The organism is Paraliomyxa miuraensis, assembly GCF_026337845.1.
Lineage (GTDB): Bacteria > Myxococcota_A > Polyangia > Nannocystales > Nannocystaceae > Paraliomyxa > Paraliomyxa miuraensis.
In genome coordinates this window covers 737,733-752,162 of sequence record NZ_JAOVZF010000163.1, presented here as the reverse complement: position 1 = coordinate 752,162, position 14,430 = coordinate 737,733, and the positions used below count along the sequence as shown (strand labels likewise).

The window sequence follows — 14,430 nt, the reverse complement described above, 5'->3', positions numbered from 1 at the left end:
GCTACAAACTCCTTGCGTATGTGGGGCTATCCCTCCATACGTAGTGATGCCTCCGGGCCGTCCGCGGTTGTTCACGCAACGGCGGATGGTATGTGACGTCGTGGGGGCGGTGTGCCCGACCATCGTATGTGTCGGTGATCGTCCTGTCGTTGACGACGTCGTCACGGGACGAGGGCACGAAGATTCATTCGAGTCACCAAACGATCGCTTGTCATGTGGCATTGGCAGGCGACGAGATGGTCGTTCCGAGCGGGGAGCATGTAGAAGATGGCGGTCCAAGTAAGTTATCCGGGGGTGTACATCCAGGAAGTCTCCTCGGGCGCTCGTACGATCACGGGGGTGTCCACCTCCGTGGCGATGTTCGTCGGATTCACGTCGCAGGGACCTTTGAACAAGCCGACGCTGCTGTTCTCGTTCACTGACTACGAGCGGGCGTTCGGGCCGGACACCTCGGCGAGCGAGATGGCCACCCAGGTGCGGTTGTTCTTCCAGAACGGGGGCGAGCGCTGCTACGTCATGCGAATCGCCGACAACGCGGTGGCCGCCACGTCGACGATGGCGAACGAGGCCGGGGACGACACCCTGGTGTTGACCGCGCGCAACCCGGGCACGGGTGGGCAGCAGATCCGGGCGGAGGTGGACTACGCCACGCCCACCCCGGGCTCGACCTTCAACTTGCGCGTGTTCGTCGAGACCGAGACGAGCCCCGGCGTGTTCTCGCAGAGCAAGGTCGAGAGCCACAAGAACCTCTCGATGGATCCGGCCAGCGGTCGGTTCGTGGTCGATGTGCTCGCGAACGACTCGGATCTCGTGGTCGGTACATCGTTGGCGGTAGCCCCGGCTGCCGGTGCCTCGTACTCGGATCGGCTGTTCGACGGCAACGACATCTTGCGCGACGTCCTCGACCTCGAGGAGGCGGCGGGGAGGACCGACTTCCGCATCTCGATCGATGGAGGTTCGACCTTCACCCCGGTGACGATCGGTCCCGTGCCGGATGCTCCAGCCGACGGTACGGATGTGATCCAGAGCGCGATCGATGCCAGCGCGCTGGGGGGAGGGGTGGTCACCGTCTCGCTCCAGCAGCTCGCCACGAGCGCTTGGTACACGATTCGCATCGTGCATGCCTCCTCCGACACCGCCTCGGTGGTCATCCTTCCCGGGAGCACCCTGAGCGCCGACATCGCGACCACGCTGGGTCTGGGCGCCGGTCAGGGAGGGATCGAGATCGGGGCCTACGCCGGGTCGCGACCTGCACCCACGGGCAGCTTCCATGCCCTGGGGACCGATCTCGACAACCTCAACGAGTTCGCCATCCTGGACACGGACGACATCACGCTGTTGGAAGTGGACGACGGCGGAACGGCCCCGCACGAGGTCGATTTGACGCTGCTGCCTGCGGGCCAGAGTATGTATGCCTCGGGGGTCACGTCGTACGAGTCGTACTCGAACGTACGGCACAAGCTCGATCAGATCGCCAGCGCCTTCAACACGGCGGCCGCGGGAAGCGTCACGTTCAACTGGGCTGCCGACGTCGAGGGCGCAGAGCTCGTCCTGCGACCGGTGGGCTCGCAGTCGTCGAACTTCACCGGGGCCGTCACCACCACGGCCGCGCTCACCTTCGGCCAGAACGCGCGCTTCTATCGACTCGGCCTCGGAGGCCTCCCGGCCACGTTCCAGTCGGGCACGGCCGGCAACGACGGCACGGCTCCGGCGACGCCCAGCGCCTATTCCAACGCCTACGAGATCATCGACGCCGAGGTCGATCTCTTCAACCTGCTGGTCCTGCCCCGGTCGTCCGGAGTCGACCGAACCGACCTGTGGGGGGCTGCCAGCGTGTTCTGTCAGCAGCGGCGCGCGTTCCTCCTGGTCGATCCCCCGGAGTGGACCACGGTCCAGGACGTCCTCAGCGGGACGACGGTCGACAACATCGCGCAGCTCCGGGCGGGCCTGGTCAAGGACCACGCCGCGGTGTACTGGCCTCGCTTGAGCACCATCGACACGGTCACCGGCCTGCCGGTGAAGGTCGATCCGAGCGGCGCGGTCGCGGGCATCATGGCGCGAACCGACGGCTCACGCGGGGTGTGGAAGGCTGCGGCCGGCATCGAGGCCGACGTGCGCGGCGTACAGGGGCTCGAGCGGATGATCTCGGACCCGGAAAATGGCGTGATCAACCCACAGGCGGTCAATGCCCTCCGTGTCTTCCCCAATGGCATCACGGTGTGGGGAGCCCGGACCATGGACGGGTTCGACAACTCGGGCAACGACGACTACAAGTACGCACCGGTTCGACGCTTTGCCCTGTTCATCGAGGAGAGCCTGGTCCGCGGGCTGAAGTTCGCGGTGTTCGAGCCCAACGGCGAGGTGCTGTGGGCCCAGATCCGGCTGACGGCGGGCTCCTTCATGAACAACTTGTTCCGTCAGGGAGCGTTCGCAGGCACCAAGGCGAGCGATGCCTACTTCGTAAAGTGTGACAGGTCGACCACGACGCAGAACGACATCAACCTTGGCATCGTCAACGTCATCGTCGGGTTCGCACCGCTCAAACCAGCAGAGTTCGTCGTCATTTCCCTTCAGCAGAAGGCCGGCGAAATCCAGGTCTAGGCTCGCATGAGCGAGGACGAGGTCTTCCATGGCACAATTCAGCGTCAATTCCCACCGCATCGATCCGTACAAGAACTTCAGGTTTCGCGTCCGTTGGGACGGCCTGATCGTCGCAGGAGTCAGCAAGGTCGGTGCGCTCAAGCGATCGACGGAGATCGTCACTCACCGCGAGGGTGGCGACATCTCCACGCCGCGACTGTCGCCATCGACGACCAAGTTCGATCCGATCTCGCTCGAGCGTGGGATCACCTTCGCCCCCGAGTTCGAAGCATGGGCGAACATGGTCTACAGCGCCGAGGGTGACGGCGGGGTCTCTCTGCTGCGGTTCCGCAAGGACATCCGCATCGAGATGCTCAACCTCCAGGGCACCGTCGTGCGCGCGTACAACGTGATGCGCTGCTGGCCGTCGGAGTTCACCGCGCTGCCGGAACTCGATGCCAACGGCTCGGGCATCGCGTTCGAGAGCCTGACGCTCCAGAACGAGGGCTTCGAGCGAGACACTTCGATCGTGGAGATCTCCGAGACCTGAGAGAGGCAGGGGCCCGGGTGAGCGTGACCGTAATCCAGTCGGGCCGTCATGCACGCAAGCGCGTGCGCATGCGTGAGATGTGCGGCACCGACGAGCTCCGCGCCGCGGCCGGCGAGGTACCGGAGCTGCTGCGAGGGCTGCTCGCCCCCACGAACGTCGACGACCTCGACACGAATGAGCTCGACGAGGTCACGGTGTCGGATCGTGATCGTCTGCTCGCCACCCTCTACACCGAGTCCTTCGGTGACGTCGTGACGTGCCGCAACGGGTGTACCCGCTGCGGTGAAGCATTCGAGCTCGAGTTGTCCATGCAAGACCTCTGTGAGCAGATGATGGCCGGCGGGGACGGCCGATGCCGACGTGGGGCACACGGCGACTACGCTACCGAAGCCGGTACGCGATTTCGTCTGCCGACGCTCGCGGATCAGTCTCGCCTCACTGGCCTTCCGCAAGAGCGCACCCTCGCGGTGCTGCGAGAGCGGTGCGTCGAGCACGAGGCGGACGGAGAGGACGTCGAAGAGCTCATGGCCGAAGTGGGTCCGCTGTTGGATCTCGAGCTGTCGGCGACCTGCCCGCACTGTGACGCAGATCTCTCGATACCGTTCGAGATCTCGCAGTTCTTCCGCTTGGCGATGGCTCGCGAGCGAACATGGCTGGTTCGCGAGGTGCACCGGCTGGCAACCTCCTATCGCTGGAGCCTGTCGGAGATCCTCGCGCTGCCCCGCTCCTTGCGTCGTGAGCACGTGGCCTTGGCCGAGGCCGAGGCGGCCGCTCGGCGGAGGCGCACATGAGGGGCTACCTCGGTCGACTCGCAGGGCAGCTCGCGGGGGCCACGTCGGTTCCTCCGCCAGCCGTGCGCATCGGCTCGCCGATCGTACAGCACGATCAGCTCCCGACGGTCGACGGGCTCGAGTCGGTGGGCGCCGCGGGGCCCGAGCCCTGGGCCACGTCCGAGCCGCCGCTTCCGACCACGGAAGAGCGCCTGGCCGGCAACGTCGACGTGCCTGCGCCGGTGCAGACCCCACGGATCCCGACGCGGCCATCCAGAGCGCCCCAGGCCGAGCCTCCGGGCCTTCGAGGGCAGGCGCAGCGCCGCCCGCCGCCACGCATGGACGACCGAGCGCTGCCCAGCGTGTCAACCACGGCCGCGGCCCGAGCGAGTGAGCAGGCACCACCCGGCTTCGACGCGGCACCGACCCGCGCTCAGGCGAGCGTGCTGAAGACCACGGTGACCCAGACGACTCCGACGCGAGTCGCAGCCTCGCGGACGTCGTCATCGATTCCTTCGAGTGGGGTCCTCGATCTCGCTCGAACCCTCGGGCACGTGAGCCGCACCATCGCCGATGCCAACCGTGAGACGGCCACGGACGGTGGACGCATCCCCACGCAGCACGATCACGACCCTCTGGTCGAGATCATGCGAGTGGCGGGACTGCCGGAGGACCAGCCCGCTCGAGCCCCGCGCTCACCCGCGGAGCCCTCGCCGGTGCGCCCGAGCGCGTTCGTTCTCGAGCCCGTCCCACGTGACCCGCTCATGCCCACGATGAACCCGGCGCAGACGACGAGCACCGGCTCGTCGGGGGTGACGATCGGCGAGCTGCACATCGAGGTGATCCGAGAGCCGGTCCGGGCTCCGGCTCCAAGGACCACGAGCCCCGCGCGGCCTGCCCGTCCGCCGATCGGACCGAGGCCCTCGAAGCGACGCTTCGCAATGGGGAGGAGCTAGCAACGTGCCCCTGCTCGAGCTCAGCTTGGTCACCGAGGCGATCATGTTCGTCCTCCAGACCCGCGTACCGGAGATCCTCGGCATTCTCGAGGCCAACCCGACATCGGCCCCACCCGACGACGTGTCGGAAGAGACCACGGACAACGTGCTCAGCCTCTTTCTCTATCACGTGAAGGAGGATCCCCACTTCCGGAACGCACCACCCATGTCCGGGGGGATCGGCGTGCCCGAGGTGGCCCAGGCGCCGATGGGGCTCAATCTGTACTTCGTGCTGACGGCGCATCACAAGGGCGGCACGTCGCCCAACGAGAACACGCTGCGCGAGCAGCTGCTGTTCGGCGGAGCGCTCAAGGCCCTGCACGACGTCCCGGTCATCAACGAGCACACGGTGGTGGGTGGAACGAACGTCTTCGAGCACGTCAACATCGACCCGGGCAACGTCATCGAGATCATCTACCGCCCGCTGCCCCCCGAGGACTCGATCAGCTTCTGGTCCTCGGAGCAGAACTCGGTCACTCGACTGTCGGCCTACTACGAGGTCCGAACGATCTTCCTGCGACCGGAGCCGCCGGCCCTCGCGGCGGCCGGCCTCGTGCTCAGCCTCGGCACGTACGTCTTCACCGACGGCTCTCCTCAGCTCACCCGCGGCGTGAGCCGGATCGGCTTTGCGCTGCCGGCCAACGTGGGGTCCCTCGACCGGGCCATCGAGCTGTCTCCGGCCAGGGTCGCGTTGCTCACTCAAGATGACTCGGCCCTGATTCCGGCGTTGCCGTCGATCGCGGACGGCAACAACCGGTTGGATCTCGAGGGGACCGGCCTGGCTCGCGACGGGACGACCCTTCACCTGTCCAGCGCGCGCTGGGTCGAGCCTGGAAATCCGACCGGGACGATCGTCGTCTCGAGGGACGACAACCCCTACTGGTATGCGGGGGGCATCACCGCCCAGCACCTCGTGCGCGTGCGGGTGCGGCCACAGGTCGACGTCGACGCCGTCACGCTGGACGTGCTGCCCGGCAGCTACACGGCAAGGGTGACCGTGTCGCGCACGGTCACGCTCTCGGACCCGGGGTCGACGCGAACGCTCGAGATGCTCTCCAACGCGGTCGGACTCACCGTCACCCCGCAGATCCACGAGGTGCCGAGCATCTCCGACATGGATCAGAGCGGATCGCTCACGATCGTCGGCGACTACCTCCTCCATGCCGACGTCGAGGTGCTCCTGTTCATCGGAGGCGTGGCGTTCGTCGAGAGCTCTGGTGCCCCCGCGGCCGGAGAGTTCCAGATCGACGCGGGGGGCAGCCTCGTGCAGTTCGAGCTCACCCCCGAGCTCGACGCTGCGCTCACGCCGAACAGCCCGCTTCCCCTGCGCCTGCTCGTGAACGGGGCCGACGCCCCCCCGGCGTGGATCGAGCGCCCCTGAGAACAGCCATGAGACTCGTCTCGACCACCCGAGTCCGTGCCGACGAGGCCGCACCAACGGAGTGCGAGCTCGTGCTCGAGCGGGTGCGACTGCGGCTCGAGCGACGAGTGGCTTGGCTGGGCCACCTCGGAGAGCACCGCGGGGTTCGAGAGCCGACGTCGCTCGAGCTCCCGTCGTTCGACTCACCATACGAAGAGGCGATGTGGCTCGAGCACGCTCAAGAGCTCCGCGCGGCCTCGGCGCGACTGGAGGCCGTGGAGCACGCGCTCGAGCGGTTCCCGGAGTCCAGGTTCGCGATCCTCGGGACACGCTTTGGGCTCGGGTCTCCAGAGCTCGATCTCCTCCAGCTCCTGTTTGCGGTCGAGATCGAGCCGCGGCTGGGAAGAGTGCTGGGGGCCCTGCACCCGTCGGGGCGAGCGATCCCCACCGCGGGGATCGCAACGCGGTTGTTCGGATACGGGCATGAGAACCTGCTGGCCAACGACTCCGCGCTGTACGAGTGGGAGCTCGTTCACGTCGGCGAGCCGGTGGCGGGCGAGCAGCCGCCGCTTGCATGCAACGCCTACGTGCGCGACTGGCTTCGGGGCGTCGACCGGATGGACGCCCAGCTCTCGCACTGGCTACGACCGATCGCAACGCACCCGCCGCTACGACACTGGCCGGTCGCCGAGGTGCTGGAGACCATCCATCGCTCGTTCGAGCGCGAGATACCGCTGCGCGTGATCCTGTCGGGACCCTCCGGGGTCGGTCGACGCACGCTCGCAGCCCTCGTCTTGGAGCAGCTGGGCTCGCAGGCGCTCGGGGTCGATGCGTCATCGGTTCGCGAGGAGGACTGGCCACGGTTCTTCATGCTCTGCCAGCGATTCGCGACCTTGCAGCAAGTCGGCTTGGTGTGGGTGGACCTGCCGTCCCAGCGGAGCTGGCCGACTCACGTGCCCACCACGATGTTGCAGATGATCACGTGTCGCGAAGGCGAGCCCGTAGCCCGAGATCTTCGCGCAGCCGATCACCGCTTCGAGCTGCACGCGCCGACGAGCTCGGAGGCACTCGAGCTGTGGGGCCGTCTGCTGCCGGAGTCCCGGACCTGGCCCGCCGACTCCGTACAGCGTCTGGTGGCCTCGCACCACCTCACCATCGGCGAGCTGGTCGATGTCTGGCGGCGTGCTCCATCCTCGCTCGAGCAGGCGGAGGCGATGGTGCGCGAGCTGGGTCGGGGACGGCTGGGCGACCTCGCTCAGAACCTGGCTGGATCGTTCGGCTGGGATGACCTCGTGGTGTCCGATCACCTCCGTGATGCTCTGCAGGCCTTTGCGTTCGAGGCACTCGATCGGGCGGCGTTTTGGGAGTCATCGGCCGCCCGCCGCCTGTTTCCGCGGGGCACGGGGCTGGTGGGTCTGATGGCGGGCCCGCCGGGGACGGGCAAGACCATGGCGGCCCAGGTCATCGCACGCGAGCTCGGGCTCGATCTCTACCGCATCGACCTCGCCACGGTGGTGTCGAAGTACATCGGAGAGACCGCCAAGAACCTGCGTCAGATCTTCCAGCGTGCGTCTCGGCTCAACGCGATGCTGCTGTTCGACGAAGCCGACGCGATGTTTGCCAAGCGCACCGAGCTCAAGGACTCTCACGACCGACACGCCAACGCGGACACCGGCTATCTGCTGCAGTTGCTCGAGCAGTACCGTGGCGTCGCCCTGCTCGCGTCGAACCGGCGGGGCAACATCGATCCTGCCTTCATCCGCAGGATCCGCTATGTATTCACGTTTCCGCGGCCCGATGTGGCGCAGCGCGTGGAGATCTGGCAGCGCGTCGTCGGCGAGCTGTGCCCGGAGGCCCAACCCGGGCTCTCGTCGACTCTGGAACGTCTCGGCGCGGTCGTCACGCTGTCGGGAGCCGAGATCAAGAACGCGGTGCTCGCCGCGCTGTTCCACGCGCGTCGACGCGGAGCACGGCTCTCGACGGACGACCTGTTCGTCGGCGTCGATCGGGAGCTGGCCAAGGAAGGCATGAGCATGAGCGCCGAGAACCGAAGGGTGGTGAGGAGACATGGCTGAGCGATCTCCGTCGAGCGGTGGCCTGCAGATCGGCCGCATGAGCATCCGCGTTCCCGGTGGGACACGGCAGGACGGAGCGAGGATCGCCTCGCACCTGCAGGCAAGCCTGGGCGCGAGCGGCCTGGGTCCGGCGGGTGACCTGCCGCAGGTGCGGCTGAGGGTCACCGTGGGGCACGGCGCGGGGCCGGAGCTCGTGGCGCAGTCGATCGCTCGTGCCCTGAGAGGAAGGCTCGGCTGATGGTCGGCTTGCGACAGAACGCGCGGCTGGCCAAGGGCGCGCTCGTGCAGCTGCTCGAGACCGTGGGGATCCCGATCCCCAACATCATCTCGTTCCAGTACAACCCCGAGACGCTCACTCGGCGGTTCTCGATGGACAGCCCCGCCGAGCCCGATTCCACGGGACGCGGGCTGTCCAGCCCGGTGGCGCGCCCGTTCGATCCCGAGGAAGGCTTCTCGCTCACGCTCGAGCTCGATGCCACCGACGATCTCGAGGAGGGGCGACCGCTCGCTCAGGCTTCCGGAGTCGCATCGCGCCTGGCTTCGCTCGAGAAGCTCGTCTTCTCCACCCCCGGTCCGCTCGGGCAGGCCGCGCAATTGATCGCGGCCGCAGCGGGTCTAGAGGTGCCCCGGGCCACCGTGCCGATCGTGTTCTTCGTGTTCGGGCCGGGCCGCATCGTCCCCGTGCGTGTCGACAGCCTGGAGATCGAGGAGGAGCTGTTCAACCCCAGCTTGTTCCCGATCCAGGCCAAGGCCACGGTGGGGCTCACGATCCTGCGGCCCTCGGACTTCCAGTGCCAGCGCCCCATCCCCTCGCCGGCGGTGATGCTGGCGATCGCGGCCTACACCGCCTGGCGAGCCCAGCGCGAGGTCCTGGCCGTGGCCAACGTCGCCAACACCGTCGATGCGATTCGCGGACTCCTGCCGATCTGAGGTGCTCATGTTTTCCCAGCGCAGCCGCTACGCTCACGCCGCAACGTTCGAGACCACCGACCTCGCGGGTCGGCGCGTACGGGCGGTCGTCGTCCCGAGCCCCCCCCGGGAGCTCGCGATCGGCCGACACGTTCGACGGGAGGGAGAGCGTCTCGATCTACTCGCCAACCTCTACCTCAAGGACCCCACGGGGTACTGGCGCATCGCGGCGCTCAACGGCGCCGTCCTCCCCGACTCGCTGGCCGGGGTCGACATCCTCTTCATCCCCGCCTCGGGGCGCGCTCCCATGATCTGACCCATGAGCCTCGAGATCGCCATCTATGTCAACCGAATCCCGGCACCGCTCCTCTCCGAGGCGGTGTCGGAGGTGACCGTAGAGCAGATGGGCGACGGAACGAGTCGCTATCGCGTCACGTTCGAGACCGACATTTCCCGGGGCGACTTCTCGATCGTCAACGATCCTCGGCTGCAGCCCTCGTTCCTGGGGGGCTTCGACAACGAGCTGGCGATCGTGCTCAGGGACGGGGTGCTCTACAAGTGCCTGATCAACGGACCCATCGAGGAGCGCGGCTTCGAGGGAAAGGTGGGGGGCCCCGGATCGACGTTCGTCGTGACGGGCTCGGATCGCTGCGTGGTCATGGACCGTGTCGATCAGCAGCGGGTGTGGGTGGGCACGGAGGCCACGTCGGTCATGGCGATCTTGGCCACGCACAAGCTCCTGCCCGACGTCGAGGCCACGAGTGTGATCTACGACCCCGTCAATCGCATGTTGGTGCAGTCGCAGAGCGATCTGGACTTCGTGCGCCAGTGTGCCCGCCGCAATGGCTTCAACTTCTGGGTCAGCACCATGGTTCCTCCGGGCGTGGTCCCGCCAGGGTCAGCGCTCATCGATGTGGGGCACTTTCGCACCGCGCCCATGCGGGCACGGCCAACCGCACCCCCCACCCCGCCGCTCGTGCCCCAGACGACCATTCCCGTGCTTCGGCTCAACGCCGCTTCCCAGTCGCTGTGCGGGTTCAAGACCACGACGAACCAATTCGAGTCGACCGCGAGCTCCGAGGTCCCCTACGTCGTCACCGGCTACCGGCTCGACGAGAACACCGGAGCCGTGGTGCCGATCCTCATGCCCCGGATCCCCGCCAACTCGATCCCCTTTGGTTTGCGGCCCGTCGAGGCCGCCGCGGGGGTTCGCCTCCCTCCTCCCACGCTGCAGTTCTCGGGCGGGGGCGGGGTGGCCGAGGCCTACGCACGAGCCGAGGCCGCGATCTCGGAGGCCGCGTTCTTCGTGCGAGGGCAGGTCGAGACCACGCGCGAAGCCACGAACGCTCTGGTCGAGCCGAACATGTTCGTGCGCGTCGAGGGCACGGGCGGGGAGAACCAGGGTCAGTACTGGGTGGATGCGGTCACCCATCAGATCGACTCCAACGCTCATCGCATGTCCATCCAATTGCGGCGCAACGCCCAAGGAATCGCGATCTAATGTCCAACGACAACCAACCCGGCGTGGTCAGCAACCGCAAGTACTACGGCAAGCATCGCGGCACCGTGGTCAACAACGTCGATCCGATGTTCCGTGGGCGCTTGCTCGTCCAGGTGCCGTCGGTCGTGGGCTTGCAGCCGGTGTGGGCGCTGCCGTGTGTGCCGTATGCGGGGGTGCAGCAGGGGTTGTTCGCGCTCCCGGATCCCGGCACGCCCGTGTGGATCGAGTTCGAGGAGGGTGATCCAAGCCTGCCGATCTGGGTGGGGTGCTTCTGGAAACCCGGTGATCTCCTGCCGACCGATGCGATTCCGACCGTGAAGTTCTTCAAGGCCAAGGGGCTCAGCATTCGCTTCGACGAGGCGATCCAGCAGATCGTGATCTCTGCCCCGGGCACGAGCGTGCGCATCGACCCGACCCAGATTCTCCTGGTGAGCTCGGCCGTCAACGCACAAGCCGGGCCCCGCTCGACCAACCTCACCTTCCCTGCATTCACCGTCAACCTCGGCGGACTCACGGTGACCTGATGGCCGGCCCCACGATCGACAACTTCGCCCAGGTTGCAGACCCGACGGGTGTGCCCGCCACGGCGAGCCTGAGCCCCAACACCCGCGTGTTCGGCCAGCTCGGACGGGTCGGCACCGCCGTCGACTTCGTGGTGCTGGTGCCGCCGGCGTTCGTGTTCGCCAACTGGGTGGCGCCCAACACCCGGACCTTCGCGGCGGGGGTCCCGATGGTGAGCCAGAGCTCCCAGGGGATCGTCTACTCGCCCAATCCATCACCCCCGCCACCTCCGGTCGTTCCGACCGGGATGCCGCTGGTGATCGCTGCCAACCCTCGCCTCGTGACGACCTGAGCCATGGCCCAACGCGTCGACTCCATCCGCTACCCGCTCGCGCTCGATGCCAGCCGTGGATCGATCGCGCTCGAGCGCGACTATGATGAGCACGTCAAGCAGCTCATCATTCAGTTGCTGCTCACGAGCCCGGGCGAGCGGATCAACGAGCCCAACGTGGGGGCCGGACTACGTCGCGCGGTGTTCGGGCCCAACAGCGACACCACGGCGTCGCTCGTTCGGACGCTCATCGTGCAGAACCTCGAGCAGTGGCTCGGGGGGGTGATCTCCGTCGACGACGTGACCACCGAGGCGCGCGAGGAGGCGCTCGCGGTGAAGGTCGTCTACACCGTGCTCTCGCGCGGGCAGTCGGACGTGCTCAACCTGGAGGTCACGCTGTGATCGTTCTTCCCGACCGCCTCGCCGCCCTCGAGGCGCAGGATGAGATCACCGGGATCGACTTCGTGCGGGTCGTGGACCCCTGCGATCAGACCCGGCTGTGGATCTACTTCTTCGTCGATCCGACGCTCCCTGCGATCGACTTCGGCACCACTCCGCCCGCGCTCGAGACGATCCTCATCGTCAGCGAGAGCGGGGGGGAGAGCGTGTCCCGGGTCGAGGTCGTCGACGCGGTGCTCGTGGTCGACCCCGTGAGCGGGCGCAGCGTGCTGCAGGTCGACACCGCGGAGCCGGGGGACTTCTCCAAGTACCGGCTCACCATCGACGATGAACGGGTCGATGCGTTCTTCAACGGGGTCGTGTTCGGCTTCAAGCAGGGCTGCGAGATCGAGCCCGCGCTCGACTGCGAGCCGCCGGCCAAGGAGTGCCTGCCCGATCCGGAGATCCTGGTCGACATCGACTACCTGGCCCGGGACTACGAGTCATTCAAGCAGGTGCTCCACGAGTTCTCGAAGCAGCGGCATCCCACGTGGACCAACGGGACCGAGGCCGACATCGGCACGATGATCCTCGAGCTCTACGCCGCGCTCGGCGACGAGCTGAGCTACATCCAGGACCAGTACTCGTACCAGGCCCACCTCGAGACGGCGACCGAGCGGCGCTCGCTGCGGCAGCTCGCGCGGCTCGTGGACTACGAGATCCACGACGGACGGGCGGCGAGCACGATGCTCGATCTCGAGATCGACGCTCCGGATCCGGGCGTCCGTCAGGTGGACGCGGGCTCGCGGGCATGGGCCAACTTCGAGGACGGTGAGTCGTTCGCGTTCGAGATCGGCTTGGGCCTTCACGACACCAGAGGATTCGACGTGTCCGACGCGTGGAACGAGCTGTTGCCCTACGTCTACGACGAGAGCCAGCGCTGTCTACCTCGCGGCTCGACCGAGATGATGATCAGCGGGCATCCCATCGATGATCCGGACACGTGGCTGACCCAGGAAGGGGGCAAGTGGCTGCTCCTGCGACAGAACGAGGACGTGGGTGCTGGAGTGCCCGAGCGTCGCATCCTCGTGAGGCTCGTCTCGGTCGATCCCACGGCGGAGGATGCCTTGCTCGGGAACGATCTCACCCGGCTGATATGGGACGAGCCAACGCCGTTCGAGCTGGATCTGAATCACACGGTGGTGCGGGCGAACGTGCTTCCGGCCACGGCGGGTCAGCGCTTCGTCGAGGAGTTCAGCATCGGGCCCAACGGGCTCGGGCTGCCCGAGGCGGTACAGCGGCAGGGTCCGCTCGACGCCACCACCGGGCAGCGCACGCCGATCCACCTGTACTCGATGCGAGAGACCGAGACTCGTGGGCTCGCGTGGCTGGGCGATGATCTGCGCTCGGCGATCCCCGAGGTCGTGCTCACGGAGGTCACGACCGGAGGGGAGGTCGAGTGGACGTGGGTGCGCAGCATCCTCGACGCTCAGTCCTCCGACTGGCAGTTCACGCTCGACGACGGGATCTGGCGGGAGATCATCCACTTCGATCGCATCGGCACCAGGATCACCCACGAGGACTACGCGGTCGGGACGGGCTTCACCATTCGCTTTGGGGACGGGGAATTCGGCCGGATTCCCGAGCTCAACGCGGACGAGGGCAACTACTTTCGCGTGACCTACCGGGACGGGGGCGGGGCGCGGGCCAACGTCGCACGCGACACGATCGTGGCGCTCGAGGATCCCTCGGGCTCGGGTCGCAACATGCCCGACTTCGTCCAGGCGATCACCAACCCGCTGGCGGTGACCAACGGGGTCGATCCCGAGGATCCCGAGGTGATCCGCCAGCTCGTGCCCGAGGCCTGGCGTGCGATCACCCATCGGGCCGTGCGTCCCGAGGACTACGCCGAGCAAGCCGAGCGCCTGCCCTGGGTGCAGCGCGCCAACGGCTGCTTTCGGTGGACCGGGAGCTGGCTGTCGGTGTTCGTGGCTCCCGATCCGCTGGGGACCTTCGAGCTGCTGCCCGAGCCGCGCACCGAGCTCGAGGACGCGCTCGATCGGGTGCGTCAGGCCGGGCGCGAGGTGATCGTGCGCGATCCGAAGTTCGTGCCCATCGACCTCGAGATCACGGTCTGCGTGGCGTCTACCGCGTTCGTCGGCGATGTAGCGCAGCGGGTGCTACGTCAGCTCACGGGCAAGGCGGCGCCGCAGCCCATCGTGGGGTTCTTCGATCCCGACAACTTCAGCTTCGGCACGCCGCTGCGGCGCGCTGCGTTGGAGGCGAGGATCCAGGCCGTCGAGGGCGTGCGGGCGGTCGAGGGCATGCGGATCCGGCCGCGCGGGGTGGAGAAGCTGCGGCCGTTCACCGAGCTCGAGTATCGGGTGGCCGACAACGAGGTGATCCGGCTCGAGAACGACCACAGCTACCCCGAGCGCGGGGTGCTGCGGCTGGTGATGGAGGGAGGGGCGTGATGCGCA

The 14,430-nt window shown here is 67.3% G+C and carries 14 protein-coding genes; all 14 read left to right on the top strand.

The window, feature by feature from the left end; genetic code table 11:
* Window positions 1-267 precede the first annotated feature (267 nt).
* Genes OEB96_RS43050 through OEB96_RS42985 form a run of 14 tightly spaced genes read left to right on the top strand, consistent with a single transcriptional unit; the run spans window position 268 to window position 14,424 of the window.
* A complete protein-coding gene (locus tag OEB96_RS43050) occupies window positions 268-2,601 on the top strand; it encodes a phage tail sheath subtilisin-like domain-containing protein (protein WP_266222794.1) in 2,334 nt (777 codons plus the stop codon).
* Window positions 2,602-2,629: 28 nt separating this feature from the next.
* Entirely contained in the window at window positions 2,630-3,130 is a 501-nt protein-coding gene (locus OEB96_RS43045; RefSeq protein ID WP_266222793.1) for a phage tail protein, read from the top strand.
* A gap of 17 nt (window positions 3,131-3,147) precedes the next feature.
* Window positions 3,148-3,921 carry a hypothetical protein gene (locus OEB96_RS43040; RefSeq protein ID WP_266222792.1) on the top strand — a complete coding sequence of 258 codons (774 nt, stop codon included), beginning with the start codon at window positions 3,148-3,150 and terminating at the stop codon, window positions 3,919-3,921.
* Entirely contained in the window at window positions 3,918-4,856 is a 939-nt protein-coding gene (locus OEB96_RS43035) for a flagellar biosynthesis protein FlhF (protein ID WP_266222791.1), read from the top strand. Before OEB96_RS43040 ends, OEB96_RS43035 begins: the two co-directional genes overlap by 4 nt.
* Before the next feature lie 4 nt (window positions 4,857-4,860).
* A complete protein-coding gene (locus OEB96_RS43030; RefSeq protein WP_266222790.1) occupies window positions 4,861-6,276 on the top strand; it encodes a DUF4255 domain-containing protein in 1,416 nt (471 codons plus the stop codon).
* An 8-nt stretch (window positions 6,277-6,284) separates the two neighbouring features.
* On the top strand, window positions 6,285-8,330 hold the full coding sequence (locus tag OEB96_RS43025; RefSeq protein WP_266222789.1) for an ATP-binding protein: 2,046 nt from the start codon (window positions 6,285-6,287) through the stop codon (window positions 8,328-8,330).
* Window positions 8,323-8,568: a hypothetical protein gene (locus OEB96_RS43020; protein ID WP_266222788.1), complete on the top strand. Its 246-nt coding sequence runs from the start codon at window positions 8,323-8,325 to the stop codon at window positions 8,566-8,568. Before OEB96_RS43025 ends, OEB96_RS43020 begins: the two co-directional genes overlap by 8 nt.
* On the top strand, window positions 8,568-9,260 hold the full coding sequence (locus OEB96_RS43015) for a hypothetical protein (protein ID WP_266222787.1): 693 nt from the start codon (window positions 8,568-8,570) through the stop codon (window positions 9,258-9,260). Before OEB96_RS43020 ends, OEB96_RS43015 begins: the two co-directional genes overlap by 1 nt.
* A 7-nt stretch (window positions 9,261-9,267) precedes the next feature.
* Window positions 9,268-9,555 carry a hypothetical protein gene (locus OEB96_RS43010; RefSeq protein ID WP_266222786.1) on the top strand — a complete coding sequence of 96 codons (288 nt, stop codon included), beginning with the start codon at window positions 9,268-9,270 and terminating at the stop codon, window positions 9,553-9,555.
* 3 nt (window positions 9,556-9,558) lie between these two features.
* Window positions 9,559-10,740 carry a hypothetical protein gene (locus tag OEB96_RS43005; RefSeq protein WP_266222785.1) on the top strand — a complete coding sequence of 394 codons (1,182 nt, stop codon included), beginning with the start codon at window positions 9,559-9,561 and terminating at the stop codon, window positions 10,738-10,740.
* Window positions 10,740-11,264 (top strand): phage baseplate assembly protein V, encoded by a 525-nt coding sequence (locus OEB96_RS43000; RefSeq protein WP_266222784.1) that lies wholly within the window; start codon window positions 10,740-10,742, stop codon window positions 11,262-11,264. Before OEB96_RS43005 ends, OEB96_RS43000 begins: the two co-directional genes overlap by 1 nt.
* Window positions 11,264-11,593, top strand: coding sequence for a hypothetical protein (locus OEB96_RS42995; protein WP_266222783.1), 330 nt, complete (start codon window positions 11,264-11,266; stop codon window positions 11,591-11,593). Before OEB96_RS43000 ends, OEB96_RS42995 begins: the two co-directional genes overlap by 1 nt.
* A 3-nt stretch (window positions 11,594-11,596) precedes the next feature.
* A complete protein-coding gene (locus OEB96_RS42990) occupies window positions 11,597-11,974 on the top strand; it encodes a GPW/gp25 family protein (protein WP_266222782.1) in 378 nt (125 codons plus the stop codon).
* Window positions 11,971-14,424, top strand: coding sequence for a baseplate J/gp47 family protein (locus OEB96_RS42985; RefSeq protein WP_266222781.1), 2,454 nt, complete (start codon window positions 11,971-11,973; stop codon window positions 14,422-14,424). Before OEB96_RS42990 ends, OEB96_RS42985 begins: the two co-directional genes overlap by 4 nt.
* The last annotated feature ends 6 nt before the right edge of the window (window positions 14,425-14,430 follow it).

Coding starts and splice junctions, on each gene's coding strand:
- OEB96_RS43050 (WP_266222794.1), top strand. CDS start 268: ATGGCGGTCCAAGTAAGTTATCCGGGGGTGTACATCCAGGAAGTCTCC.
- OEB96_RS43045 (WP_266222793.1), top strand. CDS start 2,630: ATGGCACAATTCAGCGTCAATTCCCACCGCATCGATCCGTACAAGAAC.
- OEB96_RS43035 (WP_266222791.1), top strand. CDS start 3,918: ATGAGGGGCTACCTCGGTCGACTCGCAGGGCAGCTCGCGGGGGCCACG.
- OEB96_RS43025 (WP_266222789.1), top strand. CDS start 6,285: ATGAGACTCGTCTCGACCACCCGAGTCCGTGCCGACGAGGCCGCACCA.
- OEB96_RS43020 (WP_266222788.1), top strand. CDS start 8,323: ATGGCTGAGCGATCTCCGTCGAGCGGTGGCCTGCAGATCGGCCGCATG.
- OEB96_RS43015 (WP_266222787.1), top strand. CDS start 8,568: ATGGTCGGCTTGCGACAGAACGCGCGGCTGGCCAAGGGCGCGCTCGTG.
- OEB96_RS43010 (WP_266222786.1), top strand. CDS start 9,268: ATGTTTTCCCAGCGCAGCCGCTACGCTCACGCCGCAACGTTCGAGACC.
- OEB96_RS43005 (WP_266222785.1), top strand. CDS start 9,559: ATGAGCCTCGAGATCGCCATCTATGTCAACCGAATCCCGGCACCGCTC.
- OEB96_RS43000 (WP_266222784.1), top strand. CDS start 10,740: ATGTCCAACGACAACCAACCCGGCGTGGTCAGCAACCGCAAGTACTAC.
- OEB96_RS42995 (WP_266222783.1), top strand. CDS start 11,264: ATGGCCGGCCCCACGATCGACAACTTCGCCCAGGTTGCAGACCCGACG.
- OEB96_RS42990 (WP_266222782.1), top strand. CDS start 11,597: ATGGCCCAACGCGTCGACTCCATCCGCTACCCGCTCGCGCTCGATGCC.